Annotated in this window: 15 protein-coding genes and 1 other annotated feature; of the genes, 6 read left to right on the top strand and 9 right to left on the bottom strand. The window is 55.4% G+C overall.

Annotated elements, in window-relative coordinates; genetic code table 11:
• Window positions 1-103: 103 nt before the first annotated feature.
• On the bottom strand, window positions 104-547 hold the full coding sequence (locus PAE68_RS14025; protein ID WP_281887859.1) for a CBS domain-containing protein: 444 nt from the start codon (window positions 545-547) through the stop codon (window positions 104-106).
• A 114-nt stretch (window positions 548-661) separates the two neighbouring features.
• A complete protein-coding gene (locus tag PAE68_RS14030; RefSeq protein WP_281887860.1) occupies window positions 662-1,849 on the bottom strand; it encodes a M20 family metallopeptidase in 1,188 nt (395 codons plus the stop codon).
• A 217-nt stretch (window positions 1,850-2,066) separates the two neighbouring features.
• On the opposite strand from PAE68_RS14030, the gene PAE68_RS14035 reads away from it, so the two are divergent.
• Together PAE68_RS14035 and ftsW are read left to right on the top strand one after the other, a co-directional pair.
• Window positions 2,067-2,414, top strand: coding sequence for a YugN family protein (locus PAE68_RS14035; protein ID WP_281887862.1), 348 nt, complete (start codon window positions 2,067-2,069; stop codon window positions 2,412-2,414).
• 14 nt (window positions 2,415-2,428) lie between these two features.
• Window positions 2,429-3,568 (top strand): putative lipid II flippase FtsW, encoded by a 1,140-nt coding sequence (gene ftsW, locus PAE68_RS14040; RefSeq protein ID WP_281887864.1) that lies wholly within the window; start codon window positions 2,429-2,431, stop codon window positions 3,566-3,568.
• Between the two features lie 28 nt (window positions 3,569-3,596).
• On the opposite strand, the gene PAE68_RS14045 is transcribed toward ftsW, so the two are convergent.
• From PAE68_RS14045 to PAE68_RS14060, 4 genes are all read right to left on the bottom strand, one after another.
• Entirely contained in the window at window positions 3,597-3,986 is a 390-nt protein-coding gene (locus PAE68_RS14045) for an Asp23/Gls24 family envelope stress response protein (protein WP_281887866.1), read from the bottom strand.
• Between the two features lie 189 nt (window positions 3,987-4,175).
• Window positions 4,176-4,466: an Fpa/YlaN family protein gene (locus PAE68_RS14050; protein WP_281887868.1), complete on the bottom strand. Its 291-nt coding sequence runs from the start codon at window positions 4,464-4,466 to the stop codon at window positions 4,176-4,178.
• Window positions 4,467-4,664: 198 nt separating this feature from the next.
• Window positions 4,665-4,913, bottom strand: a complete 249-nt coding sequence (locus PAE68_RS14055) for an HPr family phosphocarrier protein (RefSeq protein ID WP_281887870.1) — start codon at window positions 4,911-4,913, stop codon at window positions 4,665-4,667.
• A 129-nt stretch (window positions 4,914-5,042) separates the two neighbouring features.
• A complete protein-coding gene (locus PAE68_RS14060) occupies window positions 5,043-6,164 on the bottom strand; it encodes an aminopeptidase (RefSeq protein ID WP_281887872.1) in 1,122 nt (373 codons plus the stop codon).
• A 363-nt stretch (window positions 6,165-6,527) separates the two neighbouring features.
• On the opposite strand from PAE68_RS14060, the gene rpsD reads away from it, so the two are divergent.
• A complete protein-coding gene (gene rpsD, locus PAE68_RS14065) occupies window positions 6,528-7,127 on the top strand; it encodes a 30S ribosomal protein S4 (protein ID WP_281887874.1) in 600 nt (199 codons plus the stop codon).
• Window positions 7,128-7,321: 194 nt separating this feature from the next.
• On the opposite strand, the gene tyrS is transcribed toward rpsD, so the two are convergent.
• Window positions 7,322-8,581 (bottom strand): tyrosine--tRNA ligase, encoded by a 1,260-nt coding sequence (gene tyrS, locus PAE68_RS14070; RefSeq protein WP_281887878.1) that lies wholly within the window; start codon window positions 8,579-8,581, stop codon window positions 7,322-7,324.
• A 69-nt stretch (window positions 8,582-8,650) separates the two neighbouring features.
• Window positions 8,651-8,910, bottom strand: a binding site (T-box leader).
• A 225-nt stretch (window positions 8,911-9,135) separates the two neighbouring features.
• On the opposite strand from tyrS, the gene PAE68_RS14075 reads away from it, so the two are divergent.
• Complete coding sequence (locus PAE68_RS14075; RefSeq protein WP_281887879.1) at window positions 9,136-12,372, top strand: transglycosylase domain-containing protein; 3,237 nt, start codon at window positions 9,136-9,138, stop codon at window positions 12,370-12,372.
• A 94-nt stretch (window positions 12,373-12,466) separates the two neighbouring features.
• On the opposite strand, the gene acsA is transcribed toward PAE68_RS14075, so the two are convergent.
• Window positions 12,467-14,191, bottom strand: a complete 1,725-nt coding sequence (gene acsA, locus PAE68_RS14080) for an acetate--CoA ligase (protein WP_281887881.1) — start codon at window positions 14,189-14,191, stop codon at window positions 12,467-12,469.
• 142 nt (window positions 14,192-14,333) lie between these two features.
• Between acsA and PAE68_RS14085 the strand changes: the two genes are divergently transcribed.
• Together PAE68_RS14085 and PAE68_RS14090 are read left to right on the top strand one after the other, a co-directional pair.
• Window positions 14,334-14,966, top strand: coding sequence for a GNAT family N-acetyltransferase (locus tag PAE68_RS14085; RefSeq protein WP_281887883.1), 633 nt, complete (start codon window positions 14,334-14,336; stop codon window positions 14,964-14,966).
• 15 nt (window positions 14,967-14,981) lie between these two features.
• Window positions 14,982-16,172, top strand: coding sequence for an acetoin utilization protein AcuC (locus PAE68_RS14090; protein WP_281887885.1), 1,191 nt, complete (start codon window positions 14,982-14,984; stop codon window positions 16,170-16,172).
• 98 nt (window positions 16,173-16,270) lie between these two features.
• Here PAE68_RS14090 and PAE68_RS14095 read toward each other — a convergent pair whose 3' ends face one another.
• Window positions 16,271-17,149 (bottom strand): alpha/beta fold hydrolase, encoded by an 879-nt coding sequence (locus tag PAE68_RS14095; protein WP_281887886.1) that lies wholly within the window; start codon window positions 17,147-17,149, stop codon window positions 16,271-16,273.
• Window positions 17,150-17,171: the final 22 nt, after the last annotated feature.

Genomic DNA, 17,171 nt, shown 5'->3' on the forward strand with positions numbered 1-17,171 from the left:
AGCTGCATACAGCTCGAACCCCTTCATGCTCTATGCATGCAAAAATCCCCCTGACGGGGGATTTTTCGCTTCAGCCTCGTATTTAGCTCCGATATTGAATAAATTATACCGTTTTGACCGTTTCCTTATGCTTCTCGGAGATGACGCTCAGCGCCTCGCCCGCTTCGTCCTCGAACTTGTCGCGGACTGCGAGATCACCGATCGACACAATACCGACCAGCTCGCCGTTCTCGACGACTGGCAGGCGGCGGATTTGCTCCTTCGCCATCACTTTGGCTGCTTCCTCGACTGTCGTTTCTGGAGACACGGATACGACCTTGTCGCTCATCACGTCCTTGATCGCGCCGGAGCCTTCGATCTTCGCCGCATAGCCGCGAATGACGAGGTCTCGGTCTGTGATGACGCCGATCAGCTTTTTACCGTCGACGACCGGAATGAATCCCGTATCCTCCTGCTTCATCTTGACAGCAGCCTCATACACATTGTCCTTCAGCGTCACCGTAGCGCAATCCGTCGTCATGATGTCACGAAGCTTTTTACCTGTCATAGCATGAATCCCTCCCGAAAGGAATTGACGTGCAGCGGCTGAGCATGTTCTAACCGTTACCCGTCCCCATATAGACTGTCCCTCGGGAGTGGATTCATGCACACCTGATAAGTGCTAATTACAGGAGTGCTCGGCCAAATAATCCATCGTCATCGTCACGAACAGCTTAGCGGCGTGCAGCATCGCCTTCTCCTCAATGTCGAAGCGCGGATGATGATGCGGATGAACGATACCGCGCTCCTTGCTGCCCGCTCCGACCAGCATGAAGCAGCCAGGCACCTGCTCCAGATAGTACGCGTAATCCTCTGCCGCCATAATGAGCGGCGAACGCTGCGTCCCTTCCTCCCCGAACACCTTAGGCGCCGCGCGTACGAATCGCTCAGCCTCCGCCTCATGATTCACAACAGGCGGGTAGCCCAGCTTGTAATCAATCCTGTAGCGGGCACCGTGCATTGAACACGTCTGTGCCACGATCGTCTCCAGCCGCTCTCTAATACGATTGCGCAGCTCACCGTCGAACGTCCGAACGGTGCCCTTCAGCTGCGCGGTCTCGGCGATCACATTGAACGTCGAGCCGCTGTGAATAGAGCCGACGGACACGACACACGGCTGCGTCGGATCGGCGGACCGGCTCACGATCGACTGCAGGCTCACGACGAGCTGGGACGCGATATAGACCGCGTCGATCGTCTCGTGCGGCAGCCCGCCATGCCCGCCTCTGCCAAGCACATCAATAATGAATTCATCGGCAGCCGCCATAATCGGCCCTTCCTTGCACCATGCCGTTCCCGCTTCGAGTGGCGACCACAGATGAACGCCATAGACGACGTCAACGCCTTCCAGCGCACCGTCCGCAATCATCGGCGCCGCTCCGCCAGGCGTCATCTCCTCCGCATGCTGGAATAGGAAGACGACTGTGCCCGCCCATTCGCCGCGGCATTCACTCAGCGCCTTCGCCACCGCGAGCAGCGTCGCGGTGTGCGCATCATGACCGCAAGCATGCATGACGCCGGGCACCTTGGACGCATATTCGCAATCGTTCTCCTCGTGAATCGGCAGCGCGTCCATATCGGCCCGCAGCGCCACCGTCGACCCTCGGCCCAAGCCTCCCTCGAGCTTCGCCAGAATGCCGTGACCTTGTCCGACCTTCGTGCGAACGTCAAGTCCCCATTGTCGAAGCTTCTCCTCGACGAAGGCAGCCGTGTGGTCCTCCTTGAACGAGAGCTCCGGGTATTGGTGCAGGTGACGTCGCCAGACGACCATTTCTTCATATGTAGCCTCGAGCGCTTCCATTATCGTCATGCTTGTGCCCCCTCGAGAGTTGTAGGTTAACAGCCGGTCACACGCTCAAGCTGTTTTTGCTTATTTTAACAGATGCTCGGAACGGTTTCACGCATGTGTCACAAATTTTCAAACTTTGCTGGTTTCGCCTTGTCCGAACGACTGCATTAGGCTTGCACTGCAAGGGGAAACATACTATCATGGGTAAGGTGATGTACATAGATTAGGAGGGCTTGCTGTGATTATTGAGAACAGTGGATTGAAGGGCTTGAAGAGCGATCTCGCCCATTTGGATGAATCGATGGAGCAGCTTGGCTTTGTACGCTGGCAGTGGGAGTATTACCGCGCTACGTACGATCTGAAGCTGGAAGATAAAAAGAACGGTGAAGACTACTACCTTCGTGTGAATGCGCGCGTGGAGTCCGGCAAGCTGGAGCAGCCGCACGCCATTCTCTATATTGAGGACACATATATCGGAAGAGCGACCTTCCCGCACGGCCTCGACTATCAGTCCCCGGTTCCGGATGCCTTTATGAAAATTGTTGAAGCGAAGCTCGCTGAGCTCAAGACGAAGCTGACGCAATAAGCGAGGGCCTCTCTATGAGCCAGCCGCGACGAGGAACGCCCGACTTTTTATTGCTGTTTCTGACGTTTGTACTCGTTTGCATTGGTTTAGCGTTTGTTTTTAGCGCCAGCGTGGCGATGAAGGATCCTTTGTATCTCGTCATCAGACAAAGCTTCGCCGTAGGAATTGGCACGGTGCTGCTTTTGTTTTGCATGAATGTCGACTTTCGCAAGTTCCAACGCTGGGTCGCACCACTGCTCGTGTTCACGATTGTACTGCTGCTTCTCGTGCCCATCGTTGGCCGCGAGGTCAATAGTGCCAAGAGCTGGATCTACATCGGATCGTTCGGCCTCCAGCCGACGGAGCTGGCCAAGCTGTCGATCATCTTGTACTTGGCGGCGCTGGTCAGCAAGAAGGGCGACAAAATCCGCGATTTCAAGCGGGGGCTCGTGCCCCCGCTTCTCGTCATAGGCTTCTTCTGCATGCTAATCATGCTGCAGCCTGACCTCGGCTCTACGATGATCGTCGTGCTTAGCGCAATGCTCGTCATTATGGTGGGCGGTGCCAACCTGAAGCACATCGCCGCGCTCGGGCTTGCAGGTGTTGCATTTCTCTCCATTGCGATCTCAGCTACCTTCCTCAAGTCTGGAGACATGAACTACAGAATTGGACGTATTATGACGTACCTGGATCCGTTCGCGGACAAGCAGGGTGACGGCTACCAGATCGTTCAATCGCTGTATGCATTCGGACACGGAGGGCTGACAGGAGCTGGATTTGGCCAAAGTATCCAGAAGCTGCATTATTTGCCCTATGCGCATAATGATTTTATATTTTCCATTATCGGCGAAGAGCTCGGCTTTATCGGAACATCGTTGTTTCTGATCTTGTACTTAAGCTTCTTGCTGCGTGGACTTATCGTCGCGCTCCGCTGTCAGGACCTGTTCGGCATGCTTACGGGCGTCGGGATCGTCGGGATGATCGGCGTGCAGGCGTTCATTAACATCGGCGGCGTCACCAACACGATCCCGATGACCGGCGTGACGCTGCCGTTAATTAGCCATGGCGGAACATCAATGCTCGTGACGCTAATGGCACTCGGTATCCTGCTCAGCATTTCCCGCGAATCGAACAAGCCGCAAGCGAGTAGCATACAATCGAAAAAGAGAGCCTGACGGCTCTCTTTTTGCTTCTATGCTTCGATTATTTCACCCGATGCTGTGCATCCTCAGACTGCGGCTGCTCTTCCTCACGGAAGGCGACACCCTCAACCTTGATGTTCACCTCTACGACCGACAAGCCCGTCATATTCTCGACCGCTTCCCGTACATTCTCCTGAAGACTGCGGCATACCTCTTGAATCTTGCTTCCAAAATGAACAATAACCCGCAGGTCGATAGCCGCTTCAACTTGACCGACTTCGACAGAAACACCGCGCTGTACGTTCTTACCACTAAGGCGCTTCGCCAATCCTTCTGATATACCACCCGACATGGCGGCGATCCCCGGCGTCTCCAGAGCAGCAAGACCTGCTATAGTTGCTACGACGTCATCTGAAATGCGGATTTGTCCTGTTTGAATTTCTTCGCTCATGAGGATCACTCCTTCAAGGGTTATACACTCTATTGTAATGTCTTCCTGCTTGGAAAGCAAATACAACCCGGACGCAGAATGACATCGTTCGACAGCTTCGCCTAGGTCACGGAGTTCCATTGTGCTGATGAGTTGAGATTGACTCGTCCCCTCCAGTCTGCAAAATAAAAGGCAGCCTTCGCTCGAAGGCTACCCTTTATTTTGCAAGTCCAAGGCTTCGTAAAGCTGCGCCAAGTTCCGCTCCAGCTTCATCAAAATTTGCTTGCCGACCGACTCGGTCACGAGCTCCGCTCGAATGGCAAAATCAATTTCACGCGAAAGCCCGTATATTTGCGTATCTAAGACCTCTTCATACAGAGGACATTGGCGTGTGGTCAAATTTAACATCTGCACCTCGATCAGCTTCTCAATCTTATCCGCATCCTCCTGAAGAAGATGCAGCGCTTTCTGAGATAAGCTGAGCAGCATATCCGACGACATGGCGCTCCCCCCTGTAATCTACCGTTAGCTATTCATTGCCCGCAAGCCATTCGAATACAGCTTATCGCTCCCCCGACGCCTGCCAAGCGAGCTCTATGACGTAATAGCTTTATATTAAGCTAAATCGCAGGATTACACAAGCCCAACGCACATAAAAAAGGCATTCCCGCACTTAACGGAAATGCCTCATCTGCTGTCTTAGTCTTGAATGCTGTTGATTGCAAGACCGTGCTTCTCAAACACTTCGGCCATCGCCTGCTTCGCTTCGTCCGCATCCGGTCCATGAACGTGAAGGTCGTAGCTGCCTGTCGTCAGCAAAGTCGTAAACAGGCCGAGAATACTTTTCACATCGATGTACTTGTTCTCGAATTGGAGAACGATTGAGGATCTGAACTTGTTGGCAGTTTGCGAAATTTCTACGATTGCAGCATTGTTCGCGTTCGGCATGTTAATCCCTCCATTCGTCCATGGGACGAGTAAATAAATCGCTTTCTTTCATGATACATTGGCAAAAGATAACATGCAACCATTTTTTCGACTATCCTGAAATAACCGGTGCTGCACATTCCGAAACGGTCAACCCTTCAGCCTCTCCGGATTGAGCCCCTCCAGCTCAGGTACGACGAACCTTCCGTCCTTACGGATCAGACGATCATCGAAGTAAATCTCCCCGCCGCCGAACTCTGGCCGCTGAATAAGCACGAGATCCCAATGGACAGCAGATCGGTTGCCGTTATCCGCCTGCTCATACGCCTGCCCCGGTGTGAGGTGAAGACTGCCGTCAATCTTCTCGTCGAACAGTGTGTCCTTCATCGGGTAGGCGATGTACGGATTGAAGCCGAGGCTGAACTCGCCGATATAACGGGCCCCCTCGTCCGTATCGAGAATGTCATTCAGGCGCTGCGAGTCGTTGGCGGTCGCTTCTACGATACGGCCGTTCTCGAAGCGGAACGTAATCTGCTCGAAGGTGAAGCCGGAGCTGACCGAAGGTGTGTTATAGGCGATGACGCCGTTCACGGAGTCGCGCACGGGAGCGGTGTATAGCTCACCGTCCGGCAAGTTGCGGCGGCCGCAGCACTTCACCGAGCCGATGCCCTTGATGGAGAACGTCAGGTCTGTCGCGCCCGGACCGACGATGCGTACACGATCCGTACGGTTCATGAGCTCCTGCAGCGGATTCATCGCCTCGGACATACGCGCATAGTCGAGATTACACACCTGGAAGTAGAAGTCCTCGAATCTTGCCGTGCTCATGCCGGCCAGCTGTGCCATCGAGGCGTTCGGGTAGCGAAGCACGACCCATCGCGTGCGCTTCACCCGCTCCTCCAGATGAACAGGCTTCTGGTACAGCTGCTTATACAGCTTCATCCGATCGTCAGGCACGTCGGACAGCTCGCTCGCATTATCCCCGGATCGTATGGCCACATAGCAATCCATTGCCTTCATACGGGCAAGATCGAGCTCTGCCCATCGCTCCACCTGCTCCTGTGTCGCCCCGCTCAGCACGGAAGCAAGCACACAAGGATCGCGCAGCTCGACGAACGGATAGCCGCCGCGCGCGTAGACCTCGTCGACGAGACAACGGACCATTTCTCGCTCCGAGCCGATCATCTCGATCATGACGCTCTCGCCCGGCTGTACGTCGAGGGAATATTGGACGATGTTGCAGGCCAGCTTCTCAAGTCGTGAATCATTCATCGTTATCGTCTCCTTTTTGACAGCCGACATGCGGCAATTTTCGTTTTCATTTATTGTAGCAAACTGCAGCCGCCCTGCAAAAGCACTCTCGCAGGAAATCACTTGATGCAATCACTTGACACACCCCTTGTTCATCTTATAGAATTAGAAGTCGAGAATAAGCATTATCGCCATAGCGGCGGTTGTGCTTACAGGTGGAAGACGGTGTCACCCTCTATTAGATTTTGTTGCCGATAAGGACCGCGGCTGGTTCTTCCTGTCGGTTGCTTTCCTAGCTGGAAGCCATAAGCAAAGTCGGGCGCTTTCTCCACACGTTGCAGTACCACACCCATTCTATTTTAACGACAAAGGAGCCCATCATACATGGCACGTTACACAGGTCCTAAATTTAAATTGAGCCGCCGCCTCGGCATTTCCCTGAGCGGTACTGGCAAAGAATTGAAACGTCCTTTCCCTCCAGGTCAGCATGGCCCGGGTCAACGCAAGAAGCTGTCCGGCTACGGTGTACAGCTTCAGGAGAAGCAGAAGCTTCGCCATATGTACGGCTTGAACGAGAAGCAGTTCCGCAACCTGTTCGACAAAGCTTCCAAGCTGCAAGGTATCGCGGGTGAGAACTTCATGTTCCTGCTTGAGAGCCGTCTGGACAACCTCGTATACCGTCTTGGTCTGTCCAACTCCCGTGCAGGCGCGCGTCAGCTCGTCGCTCACGGTCACGTTACAATCAACGGCAAGAAGGTTGACATTCCTTCTTACCTCGTAAGCATCGGCGACATCATCGGTCTTCGTGAAAGAAGCCGCAGCCTGTCCGCTGTCAAGGAAGCACTGGCGAACCGCCACCACATTCCGTCCTACGTTGAATTCAACGAGAGCGCAATGGAAGGCAAGTTCGTTCGTCTGCCAGAGCGTGCTGAGCTGTCCCAAGACATCGATGAGAAGCAAATCGTCGAGTTCTACAGCCGTTAATATCGAAGAACCGTTCCCGACTCGGGAACGGTTTTTTTTGTGGATGGATCGATGCTGGATGCCAAGCTGGCAAAACCAATAAGCCTTCCGTAACACCTGCTCTCGCGAGGTGCCGGGAAGGCTTATTGTCGTTGCTTCGGCCTACCAACCTTCAGACCGACGCCTGATGTTGTTCATCCGAGTTCAACGGATGATTAGCCGAGCTTAATACGGGCGAACTTCCGCTTGCCTACCTGCACAATATCACCGTCCGCGAGCGTTAGCTCGGCATTCGGATCATCGACCTTCTCCTCGTTCACCTTCATCGCTCCCTGCTGTACGCTGCGGCGCGCCTCGCTGCCAGATGCTTGCAGTCCGAGCGTAACTAGCAGCTTCGCGGCGCGAATGGTGCCGTTCTCAAGAGCGTCCAGAGGAAGCACGACCTCCTCGATATCAGTCGGGAGCGCACGCTGCTGGAACACCGTCACGAAGTGCTGCTGCGCCTCCTCGGCCGCCTGCTCACCGTGATACATACGCACGAACGTGTACGCCAGACGCATTTTCGCATCGCGGGGATGAACAGTTCCGTCCTCGATGCCGCTGCGCAGCTGCGCAAGCTCATCATTGCTCAAGTCCGTAGCCAGCTCATAATACTTGAGCATCAGCTCGTCCGGAACGGACATCGACTTGCCGTATATTTCGTTCGGTGCCTCGTCGATACCGATGTAGTTGCCCAGACTCTTCGACATCTTGTTGACGCCGTCCAGTCCCTCCAGCAGCGGGTTCATGATGGCGACCTGCGTCGGAACACCGTATTCCTTCTGGAGCGTGCGGCCCATCAGCAGGTTGAACTTCTGGTCGGTGCCTCCGAGCTCAATGTCGCTCTTCAGTGCGACCGAATCGTAACCCTGCATGAGCGGGTAGAAAAATTCGTGGATATGAATCGGCAGTCCCGAGCCGTAACGCTTCGAGAAGTCGTCACGCTCCAGCATGCGAGCAACCGTAACCTTCGCCGACAGTTGTACGACGTCAGCGAACGTCATCGGGCCGAGCCATTGCGAGTTGAAGTATAGCTCTGTTTTGCTCTCGTCCAAAATTTTGTAAATCTGCTTCTGGTACGTCTCGGCGTTGCGCTTCACATCGTCCTCGGTCAGCTGCTTACGCGTCTCCGACTTGCCTGTCGGATCACCAATGCGGCCCGTGAAGTCGCCAATGATCAGCTGAACCTGATGGCCAAGCTCCTGAAATTGACGCAGCTTATGAAGCACGACCGTATGACCGACATGAATGTCTGGTGCGGACGGGTCAAGCCCGAGCTTCACCTTCAGCGGCGTGCCTGTTGCGACGGAGTCGATCACCTTCTGCCGAAGCTCGTCCTCCGGTACGATCTCAATGACGCCGCGCCGGATCGTCTCCAGCTGACGGTTTACTTCCTCCTGCTGCTGTACGGTAAGCTGTTCCCATTTGGTTTCCATTCCTTATTCCTCCTCCTATGATATAGCGGGTGTACACGCCCTACATGACAAAAAAAGCCCTCTCATCCACAAAGGGACGAGAAGGCTATGCTCGCGGTACCACCCTAATTAAAGCCGGTCCACATGGGACGGCTCTCACTCACATCGATAACGGGAACAACCCGATCGGAAGCTACTGAAACTGCGCTCTGGCTTAAGCCGTGCGCCTTCGTTCCCCTCCGCTGCTCCGGACTGTAATTCGAGACAAGCTCAGCACCGGTTCACACCTCCCACCGACTCTCTGCAAGCTGCATGCGTTGACTCTACTGCGCGTCCATCGTAGCATTTCACGTATTCGTCCTACCAGCCGCATCAAGCTCGAACGATATGCCGAGGATGCGCTCGTCTCATTTAACCACAATGCTGCTTCGATTGTCAAACGTTGTCTGCTCATAGCGACGGTCTCCCGCCCTACCAGCTCCTGCCGCACAGCAGGAGTGTCGAAGCATGTCCAGCTTGACGCATTGTGCTATAATAGTTAGGAATGTTTAGCCAATCAGGAGGAACCTGTTTACATGGACATGGATCATAAGGATAACTCAACCAAGCAAAGCAGCACTCATAAGAGAAGCTCCAAGGCTAGCAAGGCAAAAAAAATAGCGCTGCAAATCGGTAAGTATACGCTTATTACGTTCAAATGGCTGTTCATTATCGGCATCATCTGCGGCTTTCTCGCAGGCGGAGCTGCGTTCGGCTATGTGACCGCCCTTGTGAAGGACGATCCGATCCGCGACAAGGAGACGATGCTGAAGCAGATGAACGAGGATGCGCTGACCGGCTTCGTCTATTTCCGCGATCATACGATTGTCGGACAGCTACGCACCGAGGAGGACCGGCGTCTGGCTGGACTTAGCGATATTCCTCAGGTCGTGCTCGACGCCGTATTCGCCATCGAGGATAACAATTTCTACAACCATCCCGGTATCGACTTCAAGGGTACGGCACGTGCCGTTGTGCAGAAGGTGCTCAACCAGGATGTGCAGACTGGCGGCAGCACGATTACGCAGCAGCTGGCAAGACGCGTATTCCTGTCGCTGGAGAAGGCGGACAGCCGTAAGGCGAAGGAGATCTTCCTGTCGCTGCGTCTCGAGCGTATGATGTCGAAGGACGAAATTTTGCTTGCCTATCTCAACAAAATTCCGTACGGCAACGGCTCATCCGGCTACAACGTATACGGCATCAAGGCGGCAGCCAAAGGCATCTTCAATATCGAGGACTTGAGCCAAATTAATCTAGCTCAAGCGGCTTACCTCGCCGGCCTGCCGCAGCTGCCAAGCAATTACTCCGCGTTCAGCAGCAAGGGTGAATTCGACGGAGCCGCCTTCAAGCGGGCGGTCACGCGTCAACAGCTCGTGCTGCGCCGCATGCTGGAGGAAGGTAAAATTACGTCGCTGCAATACGAGGAAGCGCTGCAGTTCGATCTGAAGAGCACGCTCGCCGAGCGGGTCAAGAAAGCATACTCTACCTATCCATACTTGATGATCGAGGTGGAGAAGGAAGCCGCCAAGGCGCTGCTGAAGGTGGAGAATCCGGAGCTCGATCCACAGAAGCACGCCGATACATATGCTGAGGCGCTGAAGAGCATGCAGTCGAAGCTGAGCCGGGGCGGCTACCATGTGCACACGACGATCGACAAGGACATTTACGAGTCGATGCGCGCGATTGCACAGGAGCCTAAGAACTTCACAGCCGACGATAAGGTCAAAGGGGTCGAGCAGGTCGGCGCCGTCATGATCGAGAACAAGACCGGAGCCATACTCGGCATGCTGGAGGGACGCGACTTCTTCAAGGAGCAGCTGAACCATGCCACACAGGCGTTCCGCCAGCCGGGCTCCACGATGAAGCCGATCGCCGCCTTCCTCCCTGCTCTCGAGAAGGGCGCGATCCAGCCAGCCTCTGTCATTGATGACGTCCCGCTGCTGCTGAAGGACGGCACGAAGGTCGGCTACCACATTCCAGAGAACTGGGATGACGGCTACCACGGCCTCGTCACCGCCCGACATGCGCTGAACCAGTCGTACAATATCCCTGCGATCAAGCTGTTCACCGAGACGGTCGGCATTAAGGAGGCTTGGCTATTTGCTAACTCCGTAGGCATCAAGTCAGTTACGGAAGCCGATTACGTCGCCCAGACGGGCGTCATCGGCGGCTTGAAGTACGGAGTGACGGTGAAGGAGCTGACGAATGCGTATGCCACCATCGGCAACAAGGGCGTGTACAACGAGGCGTACTTGATCTCCAAGATTACCGATTCGAACGGCAACGTCGTGTACGAGCATCAGCTGAAGCCGAAGACGGCATTCTCGGAGGAAACCGCATACCTCATGACCGATATGATGCGAACCGTCATTACGTCCGGTACGGCGACAGACTTGATGACTAAGTATAAGCATTATGGCAAAATCCCGATTGTCGGCAAAACAGGCTCGACCCAGGACGACGCAGATGCCTGGTTCATGGGCTATACGCCCGATGTGACGCTTGGCGTCTGGGCTGGCTATGAGCTGCAAATTCATAAGCTAAGTAAGAACACTGGCGGTACGAATCGCGCGAAGAACGTGTGGGCGATGGCGCTGAACGCCGCCATTGAGAAGCATCCAGAGCTGTTCCCGACCAAGGGGTTCACGAAGCCAGCGAACATCGTCGAGATGACCGTCTCGAGTCTATCAGGTAAGCTCCCGAGTGAGTCGATCACGGCAGCCGGCAAGCTGACGACGGACATTTTCAACAAAAAGTACATTCCTACCGAGGAAGACAACGTTCTGGTCAAGCTGCCGATTATCAGCTATAACGGACTGAACTACATCGCACAAGAAGCGACGCCGAGTGACTTCGTTCAGGAGAAGACGGTCATCCGGCGGGAACAATCGCTGAACACCATCCTGCAGGAAATTATGGCGATCATGGACCGCATGCCGCCAGAGCGTAAGCGCAGTGTTGACTTCTACAAGCCGAGGGACTTCGAGGAGGACGCCCCTTCCGAGACGGACCCGAGAGTGGACGACGGCGAAGCGCCGAACGCACCGACGACCGTCGTTGCCACCCATTCAGGTAGCACCAGCGTTATCACATTCCAAGCAGCGACGAATCCGGACATCGTCGGTTATCGACTGTATCGCTCCGTCAGCAACGGCGAATTCCGTCAGGTGACCGGCAAGGTCGTTCTTGCGGGCGCCGAGACGAAATTCACGGATGAAGTGCCGAGCGGCTTCCATGGCTATTACGTCACCTCTGTTGATGTAGCGGGCCGCGAATCGGCTCCGAGCAAGGCCGCGTATACAGATGGAACGGCGATGGACCTTCTGTTCTTCGGTGCGGACAGTGAGCAGGATGGCAACCCACAGACGGGAGGCGCATCGAGCGATGAGACGCTGGACGACCTGCAGCTCATACCGGGCGCGCCAACTACACCAACTGCGCCTAGCATGAAGCCGAAGACGGATCAGCCAGCGGCCAAGGAGCAACCAGCGGCCAAGGCACCGCCAGCCTCACCTACCGGGCTGACAGGCAAGTCAACCGGAGGCGGAGGCGTCGAGCTGTCCTGGAAGGCCAGCTCGACAACCGAGAAGGTGACGAGCTACACCGTCTACTTCAGCGAGAAGGCGGACGGTACGTTCACGAAGATCGGCTCGGTGAAGGGCGCGACGAAGTTCCGCTACTATGCGGTGTCGTTCGACGGCTACTACCGGATTACCGCCGTGAACGAGCACGGTGAATCGAAGCCTTCTGTGGCCATTCATTATGTGAAATAAGCTGAAAAGGCCTTACCGCTCCCTCTAGGAGCCGGTAAGGCCTCTTTAATCTTACTCATATATGCTTAATCGCTGCTGCTCAGAGCTTCAAAGCTTAATCCTCGATCGTCGACAAGTCGCCGGTCGGCAGGTTCAGCTCCCACGCCTTCAACACGCGGCGCATAATTTTGCCGCTGCGCGTCTTCGGCAGCTTATCCTTGAATTCGATCTCGCGCGGCGCTGCGTGGGCGGACAGCCCTTCCTTGACGAAGCGCGAGATGTCCGCCTTCAGCTCCTCTGATGGCGTATACCCTTCACGAAGCGCGATGAACGCCTTGATGATCTCGCCGCGCATGGCGTCCGGCTTGCCGATAACACCAGCCTCGGCGACGGCTGGATGCTCCACCAGCTTGCTCTCGACCTCGAACGGACCGACCCGCTCGCCTGCCGTATTAATCACATCATCGATTCGGCCTTGGAACCAGAAGTAGCCGTCTGCATCCATGTAAGCGGAGTCGCCGGAGATGTACCAGCCCGGAATACGGAAATATTCCTGGAATTTGGGCTCGTTCTTCCAGATCTTACGCATCAGCGACGGCCAAGGCGTCTTGATCGCCAGATTGCCCATACGGAACGGCGGCAGCACGTTGCCTGCATCGTCGATAATAGCTGCCTCAACGCCTGGCAGCGGCTTGCCCATCGAGCCGGGACGAATGGCCATGCACGGGTAGTTACAGATGAGCTGTGCGCCTGTCTCGGTCATCCACCACGTATCGTGAATACGCTGACCGTACACCTTCAGCCCCCAGCGTACGACCTCCGGATTGAGCGGCTCGCCTACGCTCAGCACGTGACGCAGCGTGGACAGGTCGAACTGCTTGACCGCCTCGTCGCCTGCTCCCATCAGCATGCGGAACGCCGTTGGCGCACTGTACCATACCGTCACCTTGTAGCGCTGGATCGTGTTATACCAATCCTGCGGGCTGAAGCGACCTCCGCGGATGACGTTCGTCGCTCCGTTCAGCCACGGCGCGAAGATGCCGTACGATGTACCCGTGACCCAGCCGGGGTCGGCTGTACACCAATAGACGTCCGATTCCTGCAGATCGAGCACGACCTTGCCTGTATAGTATTGCTGAATCATCGCATTGTGCACGTGCACAACGCCCTTCGGCTTGCCTGTAGAGCCAGACGTGTAATGAATGAGCATCGGGTCCTCACGGTCCATCCACTCAAGGTCAAGCTCCTCCGAAGCGTCAGCCATTTCTTGATAAAAGTCAACCTGACCCTCCTGCAGCTCCAGCTCTGTGCCGACCAGAATGACGTGCTTCAGCTTCGGCAGCTGATCAACGGGCACACGGCTCAGCTGCGAAGGCGTCGTCACGATCGCCACCGCCTCACTGTCCTCGAGTCGATCCCTCACAGCCGTCTCCATGAACGCCTCGAATAGAGGCCCGGCAATGGCGCCGACCTTCAGAATGCCGAGCAGCGAGAAGTACAGCTCCGGTGTGCGCGGCATAAATATAAAGACGCGGTCACCCTTGCCTACGCCGAGCTTGCGCAGCACGTTGCCGAACCGATTCGATTGCAGCATCATCTGCTCATACGTATACTGCTCGTCCCGACGGTCATCGCTGTAATGGAGCGCTATCTTGTGCTTGCGCTCGGACTGGGCATGACGGTCAATCGCTTCGTGAGCCATATTCACTTGTCCGGTAGCGGACCAAGAGAACGTCTGCTCCACACGCTCCCAGCTGAACTGGGCGCGTTCCTGCTCATAATCGGTCATATTCGAATGACCCGATACGGGCGCTATCGTTTCTACACTCGCTTGATCCATCTCTCATAACCTCCCGAATGTCGTACTTATGTATTAAAACGCTTACACAATCCATCCCATATTATAGCATAATGCTTTCTCTCCGACCATTTATTTGTTATGCTTAAAGCTGTGTAAACGTTGTACAGGGAGAGAACGCCTCATGGAGCATCGCAAAATACTGCACACCTACACCGTCCCTTATCTCGACAGCGTTATCGTCATCGAAGGTCCGATCGAGCCGAATCGGCTGCGAGCGTATTCGATGCACGCCGACCTCGATGCGTTCCGACGCCCGAAGGAACAGTTCGAGGCTCTCCTCGAGATCGCGGAGCTGCCTGAGGGGCGCATCATCGCAGCACGTCACGGGGACGTGATCGTCGGCTATGTCACCTTCCATTACCCCGACGAGCTGGAGCGCTGGTCTGAGGGTCAGATGGACGATCTGATCGAGCTTGGTGCCATCGAGGTGGCGAACGATTATCGGGGACTCGGCCTCGGCAAAAAAATGATTCAGCTCGCCTTCATGGACGAGCAGCTGGAGAACGTCATCACCTTTACGACCGAATATTATTGGCATTGGGACCTGGAGCAGAGCGGACTGAACGTGTGGGAATACCGCGATATGATGGAGAAGCTGATGAAGAGCGTTGATATGGTCTGGTATGCTACCGACGATCCGGAAATATGCTCCCATCCAGCCAATTGCTTAATGGTTCGAATCGGCAAATATGTACCGCTGTCCTCCGTCGAGCAATTCGATCGGGTCCGATTCAGACAGCGGTTTATGTACTAGTGGAGGCACACGAGGATGAAATCGGAATCGAATCCTACAGCATTATTTATTTATGATGAGCATGAAACGGCGTACCGCTTCAATGACAGCCATCCATTCAACCAGAAGCGACTACAGCTCACTGTTGATCTGCTCATGAAGGCTGGAGCACTGACACCTAGCTACACCGTTCCGACATCTCCTGCCGCGGAGGAGCTGCTGCAGCTCGTCCATACGCAGGACTATATTGAAGCGGTGAAGGCGCTCAGCGAGGAGACACCGTCGGCTGGCTGGTCATCGAAGGCGGGACAGTATGGTCTCGATACCGAGGACACCCCCTACTTCTGCAGCATGCATGACATAACACGGCACGTCGTCGGAGGTTCCGTTCATGCTGTGGATGCAGTCATGAGCGGCACCGTGAAGCACGCCCTCCATCTTGGAGGCGGACTGCATCACGCGATGCCAAACAAGGGTGCGGGCTTCTGCGTGTATAACGATGCCGCGGTTGCCATCGCCCATGCGAAGCAGAAGTACGGAGCGCGCGTGCTCTATGTCGATACCGACGTGCATCACGGAGACGGCGTACAGTGGGCGTTCTACACCGATCCGAGCATCTGTACGTTTTCGATTCATGAAACAGGTAAATACTTGTTCCCCGGTACTGGAGCCGCGAATGAGCGCGGCGACGATGCCGGGTTCGGCACCTGTGTGAACGTTCCGATGGAACCGTTTACGGAGGATGACTCGTGGCTGGAATGCTTCGAAGAGACACTAAGCCGTACGATCGCACATTTCAAGCCAGACCTGATCGTCTCCCAGCACGGCTGTGACGCGCATGCGTTCGATCCTCTCGCCCATATTCACTGTAGCATGCGGATCTACCACCGCATGCCGCAGCTACTGCTTCAGCTGGCTGAGCAATACTGCAGTGGCCGCTGGGTCGCGCTCGGCGGGGGTGGCTATGACATCTGGCGCGTCGTACCGCGAGCGTGGAGCCTACTATGGCTCGTCATGAGCGGCCATCCGATCGCCGAGCAGCTCGCACAATCGCCAGAGCTACCGCTGCCGGACGAGTGGATTCGAGCTTGGCAGCCCCATTGCGAGCTTCCGCTGCCCACGACATGGCTAGACCCGGTGCATACGTGGGAGCCGATGCCACGACGCAAGGAGATTACCGAGAAGAATCGGCAGGTGGTCTCCTTATCGATGCTGTACCACAGCTAGAGATGCATGCAAGCTGTGCATATGCTGTCTACCCTATGAATGCAGCAAGCCGTATGCTCCTTGGAACAAACGGCTTGTTTTTTTGACATAGACAGTAGCTAGATGTAGTGAATATCTTCGCCCGCATCATATACCCATGGCTCCATAGGGACAGCGCCCTGCTTCACCACCTGCAGAAGCCGTTCCCGAGTCACAGGCTCCAGCTCAGCCTGATGCTCCTTCACCCACTCGCGTACTGCGAAGTGGAGTCTGCGTGCCTCCTTGGTCGGCAGCTGATGCTTCGCGCCCTTCACCATCACGAGCGAGGAGCTCGCGAGGCCTCGATGCAGCAGCTGGGCATAGCCGGTAAAGCGCTTGTCCTTATCCCCGTATATGAGAAGCGTCGGGAGTTGAATCTCGTGCAGCCGATCCGAGCAATTGTATAAGTAGCTGAATCGGTAATATTGATGAATGTTACGAATATCGCCGCGCATCGCCGATTCGTACAGCAGCCGATATTGACTGAAGCTATCGGCATTGCCGTACGATATGGCAGACGCCAGCAAGCGCTTCGCCCGCATGCCCGACAGCAGGCGTGCCAGCCACACCTCGCCGCTCAGTACAGGCGTGCTCACCTCTGACATTGCGCTGATCAATATACCGCCCCAGAATCGGTCCGAGGCAGTGAGCAGTGCTTCCAGAGCGACCGAGCCTCCCGTCGAATAGCCTCCAATATATGCCTTCTTAATCTGGAGCACATCCAGCAGCTGAACGATATCCTCTGCTAGCAGCCCGTATGAGATCGGTATGCGCGAGTAGTCGCTACGGCCGTGCCCGCGAGCATCGAAGGTGATCACCTGGAACATGTCCGACAGCTCTTCCAGCTGTCGATCGAATACCGAAGACGTCAATAGAGGCGGATGAATCAGCACGAGCGGAATTCCTTGCCCCCTCATGCGGTAGTAGATGCGAGTACCGTTAATGGTCATGAATGCCATAATGCGAAGCGTCCCTTCTCTT

Origin of the sequence: Paenibacillus sp. YYML68, assembly GCF_027923405.1 — a bacterium.
GTDB lineage: Bacteria > Bacillota > Bacilli > Paenibacillales > NBRC-103111 > Paenibacillus_G.

Bases quoted from the DNA above. Each gene is read 5' to 3' on its own strand.
- acsA (WP_281887881.1), bottom strand. From the start codon at position 14,191: ATGGATCAAGCGAGTGTAGAAACGATAGCGCCCGTATCGGGTCATTCG.
- PAE68_RS14050 (WP_281887868.1), bottom strand. From the start codon at position 4,466: ATGTCGTCGGATATGCTGCTCAGCTTATCTCAGAAAGCGCTGCATCTT.
- rpsD (WP_281887874.1), top strand. From the start codon at position 6,528: ATGGCACGTTACACAGGTCCTAAATTTAAATTGAGCCGCCGCCTCGGC.
- tyrS (WP_281887878.1), bottom strand. From the start codon at position 8,581: ATGGAAACCAAATGGGAACAGCTTACCGTACAGCAGCAGGAGGAAGTA.
- PAE68_RS14055 (WP_281887870.1), bottom strand. From the start codon at position 4,913: ATGCCGAACGCGAACAATGCTGCAATCGTAGAAATTTCGCAAACTGCC.
- PAE68_RS14030 (WP_281887860.1), bottom strand. From the start codon at position 1,849: ATGACGATAATGGAAGCGCTCGAGGCTACATATGAAGAAATGGTCGTC.
- PAE68_RS14095 (WP_281887886.1), bottom strand. From the start codon at position 17,149: ATGGCATTCATGACCATTAACGGTACTCGCATCTACTACCGCATGAGG.
- ftsW (WP_281887864.1), top strand. From the start codon at position 2,429: ATGAGCCAGCCGCGACGAGGAACGCCCGACTTTTTATTGCTGTTTCTG.
- PAE68_RS14025 (WP_281887859.1), bottom strand. From the start codon at position 547: ATGACAGGTAAAAAGCTTCGTGACATCATGACGACGGATTGCGCTACG.
- PAE68_RS14045 (WP_281887866.1), bottom strand. From the start codon at position 3,986: ATGAGCGAAGAAATTCAAACAGGACAAATCCGCATTTCAGATGACGTC.
- PAE68_RS14085 (WP_281887883.1), top strand. From the start codon at position 14,334: ATGGAGCATCGCAAAATACTGCACACCTACACCGTCCCTTATCTCGAC.
- PAE68_RS14075 (WP_281887879.1), top strand. From the start codon at position 9,136: ATGGACATGGATCATAAGGATAACTCAACCAAGCAAAGCAGCACTCAT.
- PAE68_RS14090 (WP_281887885.1), top strand. From the start codon at position 14,982: ATGAAATCGGAATCGAATCCTACAGCATTATTTATTTATGATGAGCAT.
- PAE68_RS14060 (WP_281887872.1), bottom strand. From the start codon at position 6,164: ATGAATGATTCACGACTTGAGAAGCTGGCCTGCAACATCGTCCAATAT.